The 16,046-nt window shown below is 72.6% G+C and carries 18 protein-coding genes; 7 read left to right on the forward strand and 11 right to left on the reverse strand.

The features are described 5' to 3' along the window. Positions 1 to 3: 3 nt before the first annotated feature. The 3 genes from C2865_RS14380 to C2865_RS14390 are packed head-to-tail and all read left to right on the forward strand — an operon-like array spanning position 4 to position 2,893. Positions 4 to 1,038, forward strand: a complete 1,035-nt coding sequence (locus C2865_RS14380) for a taurine ABC transporter substrate-binding protein (RefSeq protein ID WP_106399356.1) — start codon at positions 4 to 6, stop codon at positions 1,036 to 1,038. Continuing rightward, a complete protein-coding gene (locus C2865_RS14385; protein ID WP_106398965.1) occupies positions 1,031 to 1,798 on the forward strand; it encodes an ABC transporter ATP-binding protein in 768 nt (255 codons plus the stop codon). The genes C2865_RS14380 and C2865_RS14385 overlap by 8 nt, the downstream gene beginning before the upstream one ends. An 18-nt stretch (positions 1,799 to 1,816) precedes the next feature. Further along, positions 1,817 to 2,893: an LLM class flavin-dependent oxidoreductase gene (locus C2865_RS14390; protein WP_106398966.1), complete on the forward strand. Its 1,077-nt coding sequence runs from the start codon at positions 1,817 to 1,819 to the stop codon at positions 2,891 to 2,893. Between the two features lie 11 nt (positions 2,894 to 2,904). On the opposite strand, the gene C2865_RS39395 is transcribed toward C2865_RS14390, so the two are convergent. Next, positions 2,905 to 3,057: a hypothetical protein gene (locus C2865_RS39395; protein ID WP_157963719.1), complete on the reverse strand. Its 153-nt coding sequence runs from the start codon at positions 3,055 to 3,057 to the stop codon at positions 2,905 to 2,907. Between the two features lie 188 nt (positions 3,058 to 3,245). On the opposite strand from C2865_RS39395, the gene C2865_RS14395 reads away from it, so the two are divergent. Beyond that, entirely contained in the window at positions 3,246 to 4,241 is a 996-nt protein-coding gene (locus tag C2865_RS14395) for a trypsin-like serine peptidase (RefSeq protein WP_106398967.1), read from the forward strand. On the opposite strand, the gene C2865_RS14400 is transcribed toward C2865_RS14395, so the two are convergent. The 3 genes from C2865_RS14400 to C2865_RS14410 all read right to left on the reverse strand — a co-directional run bounded on the left by C2865_RS14400 (position 4,222) and on the right by C2865_RS14410 (position 6,512). Continuing rightward, positions 4,222 to 5,325 carry a saccharopine dehydrogenase family protein gene (locus tag C2865_RS14400; protein ID WP_106398968.1) on the reverse strand — a complete coding sequence of 368 codons (1,104 nt, stop codon included), beginning with the start codon at positions 5,323 to 5,325 and terminating at the stop codon, positions 4,222 to 4,224. The two genes, C2865_RS14395 and C2865_RS14400, sit on opposite strands and share 20 nt — an antisense overlap. 103 nt (positions 5,326 to 5,428) lie before the next feature. Beyond that, a complete protein-coding gene (locus C2865_RS14405; RefSeq protein ID WP_106398969.1) occupies positions 5,429 to 6,088 on the reverse strand; it encodes a biliverdin-producing heme oxygenase in 660 nt (219 codons plus the stop codon). Between the two features lie 118 nt (positions 6,089 to 6,206). Further along, positions 6,207 to 6,512, reverse strand: coding sequence for a DUF2470 domain-containing protein (locus C2865_RS14410; RefSeq protein WP_106398970.1), 306 nt, complete (start codon positions 6,510 to 6,512; stop codon positions 6,207 to 6,209). Positions 6,513 to 6,706: 194 nt separating this feature from the next. On the opposite strand from C2865_RS14410, the gene C2865_RS14415 reads away from it, so the two are divergent. Next, positions 6,707 to 7,156: an NUDIX domain-containing protein gene (locus C2865_RS14415; protein WP_106398971.1), complete on the forward strand. Its 450-nt coding sequence runs from the start codon at positions 6,707 to 6,709 to the stop codon at positions 7,154 to 7,156. Continuing rightward, the gene (locus C2865_RS14420) at positions 7,153 to 8,025 is read left to right on the forward strand and encodes a carbohydrate kinase family protein (protein WP_106398972.1); all 873 of its coding nucleotides are present in this window, start codon (positions 7,153 to 7,155) and stop codon (positions 8,023 to 8,025) included. Before C2865_RS14415 ends, C2865_RS14420 begins: the two co-directional genes overlap by 4 nt. Here C2865_RS14420 and C2865_RS14425 read toward each other — a convergent pair. Beyond that, entirely contained in the window at positions 8,001 to 8,693 is a 693-nt protein-coding gene (locus C2865_RS14425; protein ID WP_157963720.1) for an HIT family protein, read from the reverse strand. The genes C2865_RS14420 and C2865_RS14425 overlap by 25 nt on opposite strands. Positions 8,694 to 8,817: 124 nt before the next feature. On the opposite strand from C2865_RS14425, the gene C2865_RS14430 reads away from it, so the two are divergent. Then, positions 8,818 to 10,089, forward strand: a complete 1,272-nt coding sequence (locus tag C2865_RS14430) for a prenyltransferase/squalene oxidase repeat-containing protein (RefSeq protein WP_106398974.1) — start codon at positions 8,818 to 8,820, stop codon at positions 10,087 to 10,089. 4 nt (positions 10,090 to 10,093) lie between these two features. On the opposite strand, the gene C2865_RS14435 is transcribed toward C2865_RS14430, so the two are convergent. The 6 genes from C2865_RS14435 to C2865_RS14460 are packed head-to-tail and all read right to left on the reverse strand — an operon-like array spanning position 10,094 to position 15,946. Continuing rightward, the gene (locus tag C2865_RS14435; RefSeq protein WP_106398975.1) at positions 10,094 to 10,945 is read right to left on the reverse strand and encodes a shikimate dehydrogenase; all 852 of its coding nucleotides are present in this window, start codon (positions 10,943 to 10,945) and stop codon (positions 10,094 to 10,096) included. Beyond that, a complete protein-coding gene (gene mltG, locus C2865_RS14440; protein ID WP_106398976.1) occupies positions 10,921 to 12,072 on the reverse strand; it encodes an endolytic transglycosylase MltG in 1,152 nt (383 codons plus the stop codon). Before mltG ends, C2865_RS14435 begins: the two co-directional genes overlap by 25 nt. Beyond that, positions 12,069 to 12,527 (reverse strand): Holliday junction resolvase RuvX, encoded by a 459-nt coding sequence (gene ruvX, locus C2865_RS14445; RefSeq protein ID WP_106398977.1) that lies wholly within the window; start codon positions 12,525 to 12,527, stop codon positions 12,069 to 12,071. The genes mltG and ruvX overlap by 4 nt, the downstream gene beginning before the upstream one ends. Further along, a complete protein-coding gene (alaS, locus tag C2865_RS14450) occupies positions 12,524 to 15,193 on the reverse strand; it encodes an alanine--tRNA ligase (RefSeq protein ID WP_106398978.1) in 2,670 nt (889 codons plus the stop codon). Before alaS ends, ruvX begins: the two co-directional genes overlap by 4 nt. Beyond that, positions 15,180 to 15,551, reverse strand: coding sequence for a DUF6167 family protein (locus tag C2865_RS14455; protein WP_106398979.1), 372 nt, complete (start codon positions 15,549 to 15,551; stop codon positions 15,180 to 15,182). The genes alaS and C2865_RS14455 overlap by 14 nt, the downstream gene beginning before the upstream one ends. Next, the gene (locus C2865_RS14460; protein WP_106398980.1) at positions 15,548 to 15,946 is read right to left on the reverse strand and encodes a DUF948 domain-containing protein; all 399 of its coding nucleotides are present in this window, start codon (positions 15,944 to 15,946) and stop codon (positions 15,548 to 15,550) included. Before C2865_RS14460 ends, C2865_RS14455 begins: the two co-directional genes overlap by 4 nt. Between the last annotated feature and the right edge of the window lie 100 nt (positions 15,947 to 16,046).

Genomic DNA, 16,046 nt, shown 5'->3' on the forward strand with positions numbered 1-16,046 from the left:
ACCGTGAAACTGAAGTCCCTCACCGCGGCCGCCGCCCTCCTCCTCGGACTGACCGCGTGCTCCTCCGCGGACGGTTCCGGCTCCGGGGAGGCCAACGCCGACGGCACCCCCCGGGAGCTGCGCATCGCCTACCAGCTCATCCCCAACGGCGACCTCATCGTCAAGGACCGCGGGTGGCTGGAGGAGGCGCTGCCCGACACCGAGATCACCTGGTCGAGGTTCGACTCGGGCGGCGACGTCAACACCGCGATCCTCGCGGGGTCGGTGGACATCGGGCTGGCCGGCAGCAGCCCCGTGGCCCGCGGGCTGTCCGCGCCCCTGGACATCGCCTACAAGGTGCCGTGGATCTTCGACGTCATCGGGGAGAACGAGGCACTGGTCGCCAGGGACGCAAGCTCCGTGGCCGAGCTCAAGGGCAAGAAGATCGCCGCGCCGTTCGCCTCGACCACCCACTACAGCCTGCTGGCCGCGCTGCAGGACGCCGGTCTGAAGGAGGACGACGTCACCCTCGTCGACCTCGAGCCGCAGGACATCCAGGCGGCCTGGACGCGCGGCGACATCGACGCCGCGTACGTCTGGACGCCGGTGCTCGGGGAGCTGCAGAAGGACGGCAGGACCCTCGTCACCAGCAGGGACCTGGCCGCCAAGGGCAGGGTGACCGCCGACCTCGCGGTGGTGCGCACCGCTTTCGCCGACAGATACCCCGAGGCGCTGGCCGTCTGGCTGCGGCAGCAGGACCGGGCGGTGAAGCTCGTCCGCGAGGACAAGGCCGCCGCGTCCGCGGCGGTCGGACGCCAGCTCGGCCTCTCCCCCGAGGAGGCCGGACGGCAGATCGACCAGCTCATCCTGCTCGACGGCGAGGAGCAGCAGGGCGCCGGCCATCTGGGCACCGCCGCCGCGCCGGGCGCGCTGGCGCAGACCCTGCGCAGCACCGCCGAGTTCCTGCGGACGCAGAAGACCGTGGACGCGGTGCCCGAGCTGACCGTCTTCCAGCAGGCGCTGGCCGCTGACGCGCTCGCCGAGGCGTTCGGTGGCTGAATCCTCCCCTCCCGCGGTGGAGCTGAGCGGCGTCTCCCTGTCCTACGGGGGACGCCGCGACAGGGTCCTCGCCCTCGGCCCGGTGGACGCCCGGATCGAGGCCGGAGAGTTCGTCGTCATCGTCGGCCCCTCCGGCTGCGGCAAGAGCACCCTGCTGCGGCTCGTCGCGGGGTTCGCCCCGCCCTCCGAAGGCACGGTGCACGTGGACGGGGCCCCGGTCGCCGGACCGGGCCCCGACCGGGGCGTGGTCTTCCAGCAGCCCCGGCTCTTCCCGTGGCTGAGCGTGCGCCGCAACGTGGAGTTCGGCCTGCGCACGACCGGAGTCCCCAGGGCCGAGCGGCGGGCCAGGTCCGCCGGGCTGCTGGAGCTCGTCGGGCTGGGGGACTCCGCCGCGCGCCGCCCGTACGAGTTGTCCGGCGGGATGCAGCAGCGGGCGGCGATCGCCCGCGCCCTGGCGCCCGACCCGGCGATCCTGCTCATGGACGAGCCGTTCGCGGCGCTCGACGCGCTGACCCGCGAACGGCTCCAGGAGGAGATCCGGCGGATCTGGCAGGCCACCGGCAAGACCGTCCTGTTCGTCACGCACAGCGTCGACGAGGCGGTCTTCCTGGGGACGCGGATCCTCGTGCTCAGCAGGCGGCCCGGCCGCATCGTCCTGGACCGTTCCGCGCCGCCCCGCTCCGCAGGCCCCCGCACCCGTCCGTCCTCCCTCGCCCTGCGTGAGGAAGTCGCCGCGGCCGTCCGCGACGCCGCGGCCTGAGCACCGAAGGAGCATCCGATGCGCTTCCACTGGTTCCTGCCGACGACCGGTGACGGGAACGGAATCCGCACCGCCATCATGGACACCGACCGGCGTCTGGCATCCGGCCGCCCGGCGAGTGTGCGCTACCTGTCGCAGGTGGCCCGGGCCGCCGAGGACGCCGGGTTCGAGGCGGTGCTCACCCCCGTCGGCGCGGGCTGCCCCGACCCGTGGATCGTGTGCTCGGCGGTCGCCCAGCACACCGAGCGCCTCCAGATGCTGGTGGCGTTCCGGCCCGGGTTCGCCCTGCCGACCCTGCTGGCCCAGCAGGCGCAGGCCTTCCAGGAGGTCTCCGGCGGGCGGCTGGCGCTCAACGTCGTCACCGGAGGCGACCCCGTCGAGCAGCGCTCCTACGGCGACTTCCTCGACCACGACGCCCGCTACGCCCGTACCGAGGAGTTCCTGGACGTGCTGAAGCGGAGTTTCACCGGGGTGCCGTTCGACCACGAGGGGGAGCACTACCGGATCGCGGGCGGGGGTCTTGCCGAACCGCTGGAGCGGGTGCCGGAGCTGTACTTCGGCGGGTCCTCCCCCGCCGCCGAGCGGGTCGCCTCCCGGCATGCGGACGTCGCGCTCACCTGGGGCGAACCGCCCGCGGCGGTCGCCCCCAAGGTGGAGCGGCTCAGGGAGCGGGCCGCCGCGCGGGGCCGGACGCTGCGGGTCGGCCTCCGCGTGCACGTGATCGCACGCGACACCTCGGCCGAGGCGTGGGCGGTGGCCGAGCGGCTGCTGGCGGGCATGGACCCGGCCCGGATCGAGGCGGCGCAGCGGCGCTTCGCCCGCTACGACTCCGTCGCCCAGCGCGCCATGACCGATCTGCACGGCGGCGGCACCCGGGATCTGGAGGTCTCGCCGGGGTTGTGGGCCGGAGTCGGGCTGGTGCGCGAAGGCGCGGGCACCGCGCTCGTCGGCTCCTACGAGGAGGTCGCGGCGCTGCTGCGCGAGTACGCGGGACTCGGCGTCGAGGAGTTCATCCTGTCCGGCTGGCCCCATCTGGAGGAGGCCTACCGGGTCGGTGAGAACATCGTCCCAAGGCTGGCCCCGGTGACGGCCTGAGCCCCGCGGCCTCAGTCGTCGACGTCGGCGAAGACGTCGTGGTCGGTCCAGTCCGAGACGTGGCCGCGGGCCGTGCTCGCCCCGGCGATGCCCACGGCCATCCCGGTCAGCGCCGCGAAGGCGGCGGCACCGGCGACACCGGTGATGATCCTGCGTCCGGTCATCTTCGGTCTCCTCCGACTTCGGTTCTTTTGACTTCCAACGAACGGCTCCACGGTGACGGACGCCACCCGCGGGTGTCAACGATCGCTACTGGACCGTAATCCTGCGACCGGCGATAGGAGAAATGTAAAGTAACTCTCTAAATCCCCTCTGTCTCGGAGGAATATTGCATACCGTCGTCCGTCCGGCGATGCTCCCCACCGCTCTGCTGCTCGCCGTCGGCCTGGCCGCACCCGTCCGGGCGGCGCCCGCCCCCTCACCGGTCTCCCAGGAGCTCGACGCGCCGGGAGGATGGACGGCCGAGCGCATGCGCCGGGCGGAGGCGGCCCCGCGCGACATGCCCGCCCGGACCAGGAGGGCCGCGCCGAAGAAGCCGCCGCCGATCGCCAAGGCCGTGGTCGCCGCAAAGCACCGCAGGGCACCGCTCAAACAGATCGGCCGCCTCTACATCACCGGTGAGGACGGGCGCGTGGCCACCTGCACCGGGACGGTCGTCAACACCGCCCGTCCCGGGCGGGGCAAGGGCAACGGCAGCGTCCTGCTCACCGCGGCGCACTGCCTCCAGGACCCTTCCGACGGCTGGAACGCCCGGTCCCTGGTGTTCGCGCCCGACCTGGACCGGGAGGCCGCCCCGCACGGGTTGTGGAACGGGTACCGGACGCTGATGTGGTCGCCGTGGACCGAGCGGGCCGACCCTGCCTTCGACTACGCCTTCGTCGCGATGGCCCGGCACTCCTCGGGCACCATCCAGAAGAAGACCAACGGCCAGAGCCTGCGCTTCGACGTGAAGCGCAAGGCCCGGCTGTGGTCGCGGCTCTACGGGTACGCCGTCCAGCACCACCCCCGCAACCAGGACTACCCCGAAGGCGGCAGCGTCCTGCGCATGTGCAGGGGCCGGACGGGTCCCGTCACGCTCTCCGGAGGCAGGTTCCACACGCTGAAGTGCAACATGTCCCACGGGGCCAGCGGCGGCCCGCTCATCGCCGGCATGCGGAAATCCGGTTACGGGCGGATCGTCGGGGTGACGAGCTTCCGCAAGGAGGGCGAGGCCAAGCTCTACAGCCCGGTCCTCGACAAGTGGGCCAAGGACCTCTTCCTCCGGATCCGCACCGTTCGCGTGCCGCTCCAGGAGGCGCCGCAGGACGTCGTCCGCGTCCCGAAACGCCTCACAGCACCCGGAAGGTGAGCCCCGCCCGCCGGAGCCGGTCGATCAGCGCCTGTCCCATGGCCTGCGCCGTGGTGACCTGGCCGGCCGTCTCCGGCAGGTCGTCGTGCAGGAGGCACAGCGCGGACTCCGCGAGCATCTTGGCGGTCTCGGTGTAGCCGGGGTCGCCCCCGGCCACCTCGGTGTTGACCGAGCGGCCGCCGCCCTCGCCGTGGAAGCGCACCCGGAACCAGTTGCGCGCCCGCTGCTCCGCCGAGGGCCCCTCACCCGGCTGCCGCCGCAGCATCTCGCCCAGCCCGCCGTCTCCGCCGAGGCGCCCGGCCCTGGTCAGCGCGAGGAAGTGGCCGTAGGTGAAGTCCGGCCCGTACCGCTCCAGCGCCCGGGCGCTGCGGACGACCACCTGCGGGTCGAGGGTGGGCAGCGGGACGGCGAACCCGCCGCGCAGCCGGGTGTGCGGCAGGGGGCTGCGGGAGATCCGGGCGCGGCGGTCTTCGGGCATCCGCTCCATGCGGGAGCGCGCCCGCGCGGCGCGCAACCCGGTGAGCGGGTCGAAGATGACGCCCTTGGCCGAGGCGATCGTGCCGCCCGAGGCGCTGCCGCTGGCGCTGACGAACCCCTCGACGCGCAGCGGCACGCCCTCGGGCAGCTGCTGGACGGTGAAGAGGACGCCCAGGTCGTGCGGGATGGAGTCGAAGCCGCACGCGTGCACCAGGCGCGCCCCCGACTCCACCGCGCGGTGGTGGTGGCGCACGTACATCAGGTCGACGAACGCGGGCTCGCCGGTGAGGTCGATGTAGTCGGTGCCGTTCTCGGCGCACGCCTCGACCAGCGGCTCACCGTACTTCAGGTAGGGCCCGACGGCGGAGACGACGAGCCGGCTGCTCCGTGCCATCTCCTCCAGGGACGCGGGGTCGTCGGCGTCGGCGTGCAGCAGCGGGACGTCCGAGCCGAGCCGTTCGCGCACCGCCTCCAGCTTCGCGCGGTTGCGTCCGGCCAGCGCCCAGCGCGTCTTCCCCGCGTGCGCGGCGAGGTACTCCGCGGTGAGCCCCCCGGTGAAACCGGTCGCCCCGTACAGAACCGCGTCGTACTCCCGTTCCCGCTCCATGCGACGTTCCTTCCCCTTTCCCCCAGGCCTATTGACACGATATCTATCAATTATCGACCCGGTGACCACAAACGCCCCTACCCCCTGCCGGGCGCGGCACGCCTCAGGCCGCCCGGCTCCAGTCCACCGCGCCGAGCTCGTCGAAGACGGCGGTGTTGAGGCGGTAGGCGAGCCGCACCTCGTCGATGATCCGCCCCCGCTCCCCCGCGTCGAAGGGCGCCTCGTCGACGCGCCGGCGGTAGGCCTCCTTGAAGGGCTTGGTCTTCAGGCCGTCGAAACGGTAGAAGCCGGTGCCCCTGCCGCCCTCCAGGCCGTAGACGCGCTCCACGCGGCGGCCGATGATCTGGCCGCCGGACAGGTCGCCCATGTAGCGCACGTAGTGGTGGGCCAGGAAGCCGCCGGGCGAGGTGAACGCGACCTCGCGGATGCGGGCGGCGTAGGCGTGCGCGGCGGGCGACTCCCCGATCCGGCCGGCCCAGTCGGGACCCAGCAGCTCGGCGAGGTCGGCCTCCAGCGCGGGCCTGCGGACGAGCTCGGCGAAGACGAACCGGCCCGCGACCGGGTGCTCCCGCATCGCCTCGGCCGCCTCCTCCAGAGCGGCGTACACCGGGAGGAGCCGGGCGGTCAGCGCGGTGTACGCGGACAGGGGCAGCTTCCCGCCCATGAGGTCGCTCATGTAGCCGTTGGACTCCGCGTCCGCGTGGTCCTGGACACTCGCCTGCCGCAGCACGGCGGAGAAGGGCTCCCCCGGAGGAAGGGTCATTCGGATGCTACTCCTTTGTCGCAGTTTGGACTGTTCGAGCAGTTGATCCACATTGGGGGTACCTTAGCTTAGGCTCACCTAAGAAAACAGGTCGGCCTTCTCCGGCGGCGGGACGCGGTCAGTGCCCGCGCGGGGCCACCCCGAGCACCGCACAGGCCTCCTGGTACATGCGCACCACCTCGTGCCGCACCTGGACGCGGTCCTTCAGCGGCTCGTTCCAGGGCACGCGGACCTCGCGCTCGGAACCGTCGGCGAGCACCGCCCGAAAGACCATCGCCTCGGCGTCCAGGCCGGTGTTCACCGCGCTGACGGCCTCGACGCCGCCCAGCGCCCGGCAGATGAGCACGTTGTCCTCGGCGTGGTCGCCGTTCATGTGGGCGGCGATGGCGGCGACCGCCTCGGGACCGAACGGAAGGTCGGACATCGAGGTCCTTTCGGAATAGCGGGATGTATGACCGTTAAGGTACTCCACGGAAGTCAGTGCGGCCTTACCTCGTCCGTGTGCCGGAGCGGGCGGCGCCGCGTCAGGATCCGGCCAGGAACGTGCCGGGTGACCGGGTCGCGGTTACCCTGGAGACACCGCGGGCACCCTTGGTGCCGTCCTGGTAGGGGGAGACGATGCCGGAGCCTCGCCTGCAGTTCGCGCAGAAGGCGTTCATCGTGGACCGGGACCGGGTGCTGCTGGTCCGCAAGTCCGGATCCGACCCGCACCATCCGGGCTGCTGGGAGGTGCCCGGCGGGCGGCTGAAGGTCGGCCAGGACGCCGACCTCGACGAGCACATCCGCCGCGAGGTCTACGAGGAGGTCGGGCTGCGGGTCGAGCCCGGCCCGCCCTTCCACCTGTGGGACTGGTGGATGCCCGACGGGGAGCCGGGCGAGGACGTGCGGGTGGTGGCCGTCGCCCGCACCTGCCGGGCCGTCGGCGGGACCGCCGTCACCGACGAGCACCGCGTGCCCGACGACCACCTCGGCGAGGCCGCCTGGGTGCCGGTGCGCGACCTGGCGGACTACGACGTCATCCCCGGCCTCAAACCCGTGATGGAACACTTCCGCACCGACCTGGCATGAACCCGGCCCGCTGGCTCGACGCCCCGCCGGAGCCGAGGTTCACGCTGACCGTCCTGGGCGACGTGCGCGTCGAGCTGCGCGCCCGCATCCCCGAGCGCTTCACCGGCATGGACGCCGACCGGCTGCTGTACGCGCCCCTGCGACCGCTCATCGCGGGCACGGCCGTCAACTTCGCGCGCAACGCCCGCGAGCACTTCAAGCACATCGGGATCCTCGGCCGCATCGGGGACGACTCCTTCACCCCGGTCATCCGCGCGACCCTGCGCGACCTGGGCGTCACCGACCTGCTGCACGCCGACCCCGAGCAGCAGAACGGCTGCTCGGTCATGCTCCGCGACCCCGGCGCCCGCCTGCTCGTCGCCAGTGACCGGGGGCCGCGCCCCACACCCGAGGACGTCCGCGCCGGACGCGAGGCCATCGCCTCCTCGGACCTGCTGGTCGCCGACGGCTACGCGCTCCTGGAGGAACGTTCCCGCGCCGCGCTGCTGGAGGCCATGGCCCTGGCCCGCGCCCACGGCACGCCCGTCGCCTTCGACCTGGTGCCGCACGACCTGCCCGACCGGATGGCGCTGCCCGGCGTCCTGCCCGCCCTGGAGCTCGCCGACGTCGTCATCACCGAGGTGCCCACCCTCGCCGGGCTGCTGGAGGACGGGGCACGCCTGCCCGAGCGCCTCGACACCCTCACCGCGGGCGACCCCCTGTGGCTGCTGCGCGACGGGCCCACCGCGATGGAGCACTCGCTGGCCTACCGGCGCGGGCGGCTGCGCCTGGGCTACCCCACCGGTTTCCGGTCCGGCGTCACCGAACGCACCGGCTTCGGCGACCGGCTGACCGCCAGCGAGCTCTACTGGTGGCTGTCGCAGCGCTGACCCCGCGCGAGCGCCTTTAGCGTGGCGTGGAACCTGCGGCGGCTGGGCGGCAGCCCGAACAGCTCCTGCCAGCGCCAGACCGGTGAGCCCTCCCCCAGCACCGCGCCGCGCAGGAACTGGCCGGGCAGTTCGTCGGCCGGGTAGGCGTGCCCGCCGACCATCACGTACGAGCGGCCTTCGTCGTGCAGGCGGCGCAGCGCCTCGTGGCCCGCCGGGCGTCCGGTGAGGCCGGCCGCCTCCGCCGCGGCGCGCACCCGGCCGCCCAGCGCGCCCGCGTCGGGCAGCAGATGCCAGTGGAAGTGGTCGACGCACGCCCCGCCGCCGCCCGGCGAGGCCGGACCGTGCTCCAGGACCAGGACGCCGGGATCCCCGTAGGCGCGGGCATAACGGCCGGAGACCTCGGCCCGCCAGCCTTCGGCGCGCTGCCACAACGCGGGCGGCAGCTGCCCGCCGCACCGCCAGTGCCGTTCGCTGACCAGCAGCAGATGCCCCTCGACGAGCGGGGCGAGGTCGGGCGCAAGGTAGAAGTCGGCGTCCCGTGCCAGCACGCCCGGGGGCAGGCCCGCCATCTCGTTGAGCCGGAACCGCAGCGGCGGGCACAACACGCAGTCGTGCGCGGACGGCTCCCCCGCCGGGCCCCCCTGATCCGGAAACCATCGTGTCGCCATGAGCGTCCTCATCGTAGGCCGCCGAGAGTCAGTGGCACGCTTGACTCTTCGCGTTCAGAGCAAAAGATAATCTCTTCCGAGCCGATCACCATCGAGGGCGGCCTCCCGGCCGCCGGAGCGGAGCGTGTTGATCCTCGACGTCCGCGACCTCCACCGCCACCTGTCGATCGCCACCGAGACCCTGCGCGACCACTACCGCTCCGTCCCGGACGGCCCGCAGGGCTCGGGCGGCTGGTACCACGAGCTCGGCGGCGCCCCCGGCGCGACGGCGACCGCCCTGGCGCTGGCCTGCTTCGTCGACTGCGACGAGGCGCCCGACCGGCTCGACCAGGCGCTGCGCTTCCTGCGCGAACACCAGCAGGAGGACGGCGGCTGGCCCACCCGCACCAGCGGCAGCCAGGCCGTGGTCGAGGCGACCGGCTGGATCGCCTGGGCCCTGGCCCGCATCCGCTGCGACCTGCGCGAGGGCGCGCCCGACCTGCACCGGGCCACCCGCTGGCTGATCGGGCAGCAGAATCCCGACGGCGGCTGGGGCTCGATGCGGGACGCCCCCTCCCGGGTCTGGCTGACCTGCCTGGCGCTGCGCGCCCTGAACGAGCTCGACCCGCACGCCGATGCCGTCGCGCACGGGGTGCGCTGGCTGCTGGACCAGCGGGTCACCGACCAGACGACCCGCGCCCGCGTGTGGGGGGTCAACGGCGGCGCGGGCGGCCCGACCGTCACCCACACCGCCTTCGCCCTCATCACCCTGGCCGAACTGCGCCCGGCCGACCTGTCCCGCCACCTGCCGGCCTTCGCGTGGCTCACCCGGCGGCTGGCGATGGACCCCGCCAACCCGCACAAGTGGATCGAGACCTACACCGTCGCCCCTGCCGAGGGCGGCGCGTGGCGGCTCAACCTGTGGCATTACGGCCTGCCGCTCGCCCTCACCGCGCTCCTGCACCACCCGGAGGGGCCGCCGGTGGCGCAGGTGGGCCCGGCGCTCGAGCGGATCCTGCGGATCTCCCCCGGCGAGCACATCTGGGGCGACGACATCACGCCCGGCGAGAGCCCGTCGTTGTGGAGCCTGTGGTGGTCGCTGCAGGCCATCACGAGCGTGTACCGCCAGCCGCTCTTCCGCCCCGACGACCTCGTCGTCTGGCTGAAGGACGCCGTCGTCATCCGCCGCGGCACGGCCCGCCGCAAGCCGCTCTTCTCCCTGGCGCCCGCGTTGTGGGCGGCCGGGCTCGGCCGCCTCCTCAAACGCTACTGGGCGTACGCCGCCCTGCTCCTGCTGTGCTCCCTGATCGGCGGAGGGGTGCTGGCCGGATGGTGGAAGGGCGAGGTCTTCTGGGTCGGCCTCGTCATCCCCATGGCCCTCATCCCCCTCCAGGAGGCCTTCAAGCCCCGGCGCTGACGCCTCAGGCGGGGCCGTCCCCGCGCAGGCGGCGGGCCAGCTCGGCCTCGCCCGCGGCGCGCATGGCCTCCACCGGCACGTCGGTGCGGGCGGTCATCAGCTCCACCTGCCGGACGGCCTGGTGCAGCAGCATCGCGTAGCCGCTGACGACCGTGCCGCCGCGTTCCAGGACGGCCCGCGCCAGCGGGGTGGGCCACGGCGAGTAGACCACGTCGAAGACCGGGACGCCCGCCTCGGCCACCGGGCCGGTGAAGGGCAGGGCCCCCTCGCCGGGCAGGGTGGAGACCACCAGGCCGGTGTCCAGCAGGGCGGGGAGCTCCTCCAGGGTGGCGATCTTCATCCCAAGGCCGAAGCGCTCGCCGACCTCGGCCGTCTCCACCGCCCGCGCGGGCGTCCGGACGGCCAGGACCGCCCGGCTCGCGCCGAGCCGGGCCGCCGCGGCGAGCGCGGACGCCGCGGTGGCGCCGCCGCCCAGGACGACGAGCTCGTCCAGTTCGTGCACGCCGCCCTCGGCCAGGGCGGTCACGATGCCGTACACGTCGGTGTTGTCCGCGATCCAACGGCCGTCGCGCGGGACGAGGGTGTTGGCTCCGCCGACCCTCACCGCCAGCTCGCTGCACTCGTCGGCCAGCTTCAGCGCGGTGCGCTTCAGCGGCATCGTCAGGGACAGCCCCGCCCACGGCCGCGCCAGGAAGCCCGCCAGGCCGTCCTCGGCGCACTCGTGCGCCTCGTACGCCCACTCCTCCAGGCCCAGGGCCGCGTAGGCGGCCCGGTGCAGGACGGGTGAGAGGGAGTGCCGGATCGGCGAGCCGAGCACGGCGGCGCGGCGGGTCAGTCGCGGTTCTTCTCGAGCCATTTGTCGAACTTCTTCTTCAGCCGGGCGAAGTCTTCCTCGGTCACCCCGAACTCGGTGATGTGGTTCTCCGGGTCGGTGGCGACGAAGAACATCCATTTGCCGGGCTGGGGATCGATCGCGGCCTTGATCGCGTCGAGTCCTGGATTGCTGATCGGGCCCGGCGGCAGGCCGAGGTGCTTGTACACATTGTAGGGGGAGTCGATCTCCAGGTGCCCGTACCGCACGTCGATGGTCCGCTCGCCGTGCGCGTACATGACCGGGGTGTCGAACTGCAGGGCCTTGTCGGCCTTGAGGCGGTTGTAGACGACCCGGGAGATCTTGGCCTGGTCCTCGGGCTTGCCCGCCTCGGCCTGGACGATGCTGGCGATCACCATGATCTCGCTGACCGTCCGGCCCTGCTCCTCGGCGCCCTCGGCGAGGTTCACCCTCTTGATCTCCTGGCGGAACCTGTCGACCATCATCTTCAGCAGCTGCTGGGCCGTCGCGTCCGGCGGCAGGTCGTACCGGCCGGGGAAGAGGTAGCCCTCGACCTCGCCCTTGGCCGCCGCGGGCAGGCCCAGCTTCCGGGGATCGACCTTCTTGAACGCCGAGACCGGGATCTTGGTGGTCTTCGACAGCCGCTGGTAGATCTCCGAGGCCCACAGGCCCTCGGGCACGTCGATCACCCCGGAGCGGGCCTCGGGGCTCAGGATGAGCGTCACCGCCGCCTCGGCCGACATGCGCAGGCGCATCACGTAGAAGCCGGGCTGGATCGACTGGACCTCGGGCGCGTCCTCGGCCGCGTTGACGAACGCCTTGGCGGACTTGACCACCTCGGCCTTCTCCAGGGTGCCGGCGATGACGGAGGTGGAGTCGCCGTCCTTCACCTCGACCGTGACCTTGCCGGTGCCCTCCCCGGTGTAGTCCGGCGGCTGCATGTAGGCCTTCAGCTCGGTGTAGCCGAAGTAGCCTCCGCCGCCGACCACCACGAAGAGGAAGAGCAGGGAGGCCACCGCGGCCGCGCCGCTCCCCCTGCGCTTGCGCTTCTGCTTCTTCTGTTTCTGCTTCTGCCTCCGGCGCCCGCCCGAGCCGACCACCGGATTGTCGTCCCGGGTCTTGTCCGTATCCCAGAAGTCGGTGCCGCTCACTCTTTCCCCTTGACCGGCGCGCCCGGCGGGTTGCCGGTGAGCCGCTCGGAATCGAGCGCGGCCTGCAGCAACACCGCCGCTGCGGCCTGATCGATGACGCCGCGTTGGTTCTTGGCCTTGGTGCCTCCGGCCCGCAGGCCGCTGGCGGCGGTCACGGTCGTGAGACGTTCGTCATAGAGACGTACCGTACCCAAGGGGAGTTTCAGTGCCAATCTCCTGGCGAAGGCCCGAGCCGAGGCCGCCGCCTGCCCCTCCCTGCCGGACAGGTTCGTCGGCAGCCCGACGATGATCTCCAGCGCCTCGTACTCGGCGGCCAGGGCGAGGATCCGCGCGACATCGCCCCGGCCGGCGCGCACGGTCTCCAGGGGGGTGGCCAGGATGCCGGCCGGATCGCTGCGGGCCACGCCTATCCGGACGCTGCCCACGTCGACGGCCAGCCGCACACCCTGTCTCACTCGGCGCCCACCGCGTGTTCCACCACGTGCAGCGCCTCGGCGATCTTGGCGGGGTCGGCGCCGCCGCCCTGGGCGAGGTCGTCCTTGCCGCCACCGCCGCCGCCCAGCGTCCTGGCGGCCAGCGAGACCAGCTTCCCGGCCTTGCGGCCCCGCTCGCGGGCGCGCTCGTCGACCGCGACGACCACGACCGGACGGTCCTTGGGCACACCGGTGATCATGACCACGCAGGGGCGGTCCTGGATCCGGGAGCGCACGTCCACGGCGAGCCTGCGCAGGTCGTCCGCGCCGGTGCCGTCGGGGGCGCGGTGCCCCACGAACGCGATGCCGTTCACGTCCTTGGCGCCCTGCGCCAGCCCCGCCGAGGCGGCCAGCACCTGCTCGGCGCGCAGCCGCTCCAGGTCCTTCTCGGCCTCGCGCAGCCGGCTCACCAGGCCAGAGATCCGCTCGGGCAGCTCCTCGCGGCGCGCCTTCACCTGGTCGGCGAGCTGGGAGACCAGCACGCTCTCGCGGGCCAGGAAGCGGAAGGCGTCCATGCCCACCAGCGCCTCGATGCGGCGCACCCCGGCTCCGATGGACGACTCGCTCATCAGCTTGATCAGGCCGAGCTGGCCCGAGCTGCCCACGTGCGTGCCGCCGCACAGCTCGCGGGAGTAGTCGCCGACCTCGACGACCCGCACCTCGTCGCCGTACTTCTCGCCGAACAGCGCCATCGCGCCCATCGCCACCGCCTCGGTCTGGCTGGTGGTGAACGCCCTGACCTCCAGGTCGTTGATGAGGACCTCGTTGACCTCGTCCTCGACGTCGCGCAGCACCGACGGCGGCACCGCGCCGGCGGCGGTGAAGTCGAACCGGAAGCGGCCCGGGGAGTTCTCCGAGCCCGCCTGCGCCGCCGACTCGCCCAGCGCCGCGCGGAAGCCCTTGTGGACCATGTGGGTGGCGGTGTGCGAGCGGGAGATGGCGTTGCGGCGGGAGACGTCGATCTCGGCCAGCACGGTGTCGCCGGAGCGGGCCACGCCCGAGCGCACCCGGCCGCGGTGCACGATGAGGCCGGTCAGCGGCGACTGCACGTCGGTGACCTCGACCTCGGCGCCGCCCAGGAAGCGGATCACCCCGTGGTCGGCGAGCTGGCCGCCGCCCTCGGCGTAGAAGGGGGTGCGGTCGAGCACCACCTCGACGTCGGTGCCCTCGGGCGCCTCCACGACGTTGGCGCCGTTGACCAGCAGGCCCACGGCCCGCGCCTCGGCGGTGAAGTCGCGGTAGCCCAGGAAGTCGACGGTGCCGCCGGCCTGCTCCAGCAGGTCGCCCAGCACCGAGACGTCGGCGTTGCCGGTCTTCTTCTCCCTGGCGTCGCGCTTGGCCCGCTCGCGCTGCTCGGCCATGAGGCGGCGGAAGCCCTCCTCGTCGACGGTCAGGCCCTGCTCGGACGCCATCTCCAGGGTGAGCTCGATCGGGAAGCCGTAGGTGTCGTGCAGCTTGAAGGCGTCGGCGCCGCCCACGACCTCGCGGCCGGAGTCCCGGGACTCCTTCACCGCGACGTCGAAGATGTTCTCACCGGTGCGCAGGGTGCGGGAGAAGCTCTCCTCCTCCGCGTCGATGACGGTGTGGATGTTGGCGGCGGTGCGGACGAGCTCGGGGTACTGCTCGCCCATCGCGCCGATCGCGGTGGCGGTCAGCTCGTGCAGCATCCCGCGCTCCTGGCCGCCCAGCAGCCGCAGCTTGCGGACCGCCCGGCGCAGGATGCGGCGCAGGACGTAGCCGCGGCCCTCGTTGGAGGGGATGATGCCGTCGGAGACCAGCATCATGCCCGCGCGCACGTGGTCGGCCACGACGCGCAGCGAGACGTCGTCGTTGCCGTTGGCGCCGTAGCGCGTCTCGGTCAGCTGCGCCGCGCGGTCGAGGACCTTCCACATCGTGTCGGTCTCGTAGATGTTGTCGACGCCCTGCAGCAGGATGGCCATGCGCTCCAGGCCCATGCCGGTGTCGATGTTCTTGGCCGGCAGGTCGCCCGCGATGTCGAAGTCGACCTTGCTGCGCACCGCGCCGAGCTGGAACTGCATGAAGACCAGGTTCCAGACCTCGAGGTAGCGGTCCTCGTCGGCCTCGGGGCCGCCCTCGCGCCCGTACTCGGGGCCGCGGTCGTAGTAGATCTCCGAGCTGGGGCCGCCGGGGCCGGGCACGCCCATGTGCCAGAAGTTGTCGGCCAGGCCGCGGCGCTGGATGCGGTCCATCGGGACGCCGACGTTCTTGTGCCAGATCTCGGCGGCCTCGTCGTCGTCGTGCAGGACGGTGACCCAGAGCCTGTCCTCGGGGAAGCCGAAGCCGCCGTCGGACTGCGACCTGGTCAGCAGGTCCCAGGCGAAGGGGATCGCCTGCTCCTTGAAGTAGTCGCCGATGGAGAAGTTGCCCAGCATCTGGAAGAAGGTGGCGTGCCGGGTGGTCTTGCCGACCTCCTCGATGTCCGGGGTGCGCACGCACTTCTGGCAGCTGGCCATCCGCGGGGCCGGCGGGGTGCGCTGGGCCAGGAAGTAGGGCTTGAACGGAACCATGCCGGCGGGCACCAGCAGCAGCGTCGGGTCCTCGGCGATGAGGCTCGCCGAGGGCACGAGGGTGTGCCCGTTCTGCTCGAAGTACCGCAGGTATCGGCGGGCGATCTCAGCCGACTCCATGTGTTCCGTCCTTGATGTCGTCGTGGTTGTCGTTGTGGTCGAGGGCGCGGAGCTCGCGGGCTTCGACGGGCCGCGCCTGCAGGATCCGGATCGGCCGGGCCCGCCGGGGGTCCACCGGAGGCTCCTGGTCCAGCCGGATGGCCTCGTTCAGCTCGGCCTCGCGCTCGGCCATGTGGGCCCGCACCTCGTCGGCGAACTCGCGCAGCCTGTCCCCCGTGGTGCTCCCGGTCTTCACCGCGTTCTCCACGGCGCGGACCGCGAGGTTCTCCGGGGCGAGGCTGCGGGCGAAGCGCATCGCCCTGCGCTGGGCGTACAGGGCGGTGCCCGCGCCCACCGTGAGCCAGAAGAGACGTTTCATCTGCGCCCTCCCTTGCGCTGGGCCGGCAGCTGGGGCCGTGCCGGGGGGCTCGGGCGGCTGAGCGCCCTGCGCACCCCGTAGGAGAACGCCGCGGCCTTCACCAGCGGTCCGCTGACCACCGAGGTCATCACGGTGGTGACCGCCGAGACGTTCTGGGTGACCCCCGCCATCTGCTTGGTGATCACATCGGTGCGGTCGAGCTGCTCGCCCGCCTGCTCCACCGTGCGGGCCATCTCCTCCAGCAGCGGGGCCGCCTGGTCGCCCAGCTCGGCCACGAGCTCGGTGGTCTCCCGCAGCAGCCGGGCCAGCCGCAGCAGGACCAGCACCAGGAAGGAGACCAGGACCGCCCAGAAGACGGCGATGATGAGACCTGCGAGCTGTCCACCAGTGAGCATCCGGGTCTTCCCATCACAGTTCGTCGAGCCCCCGCACGGGGCGATCGGGCCGGAGCCCGTGTTCCACGGACCTTATCGCGTGCGGGCTGCTCAGAAGGCG

Source organism: Actinocorallia populi, assembly GCF_002995495.1.
GTDB lineage: Bacteria > Actinomycetota > Actinomycetes > Streptosporangiales > Streptosporangiaceae > Actinocorallia > Actinocorallia populi.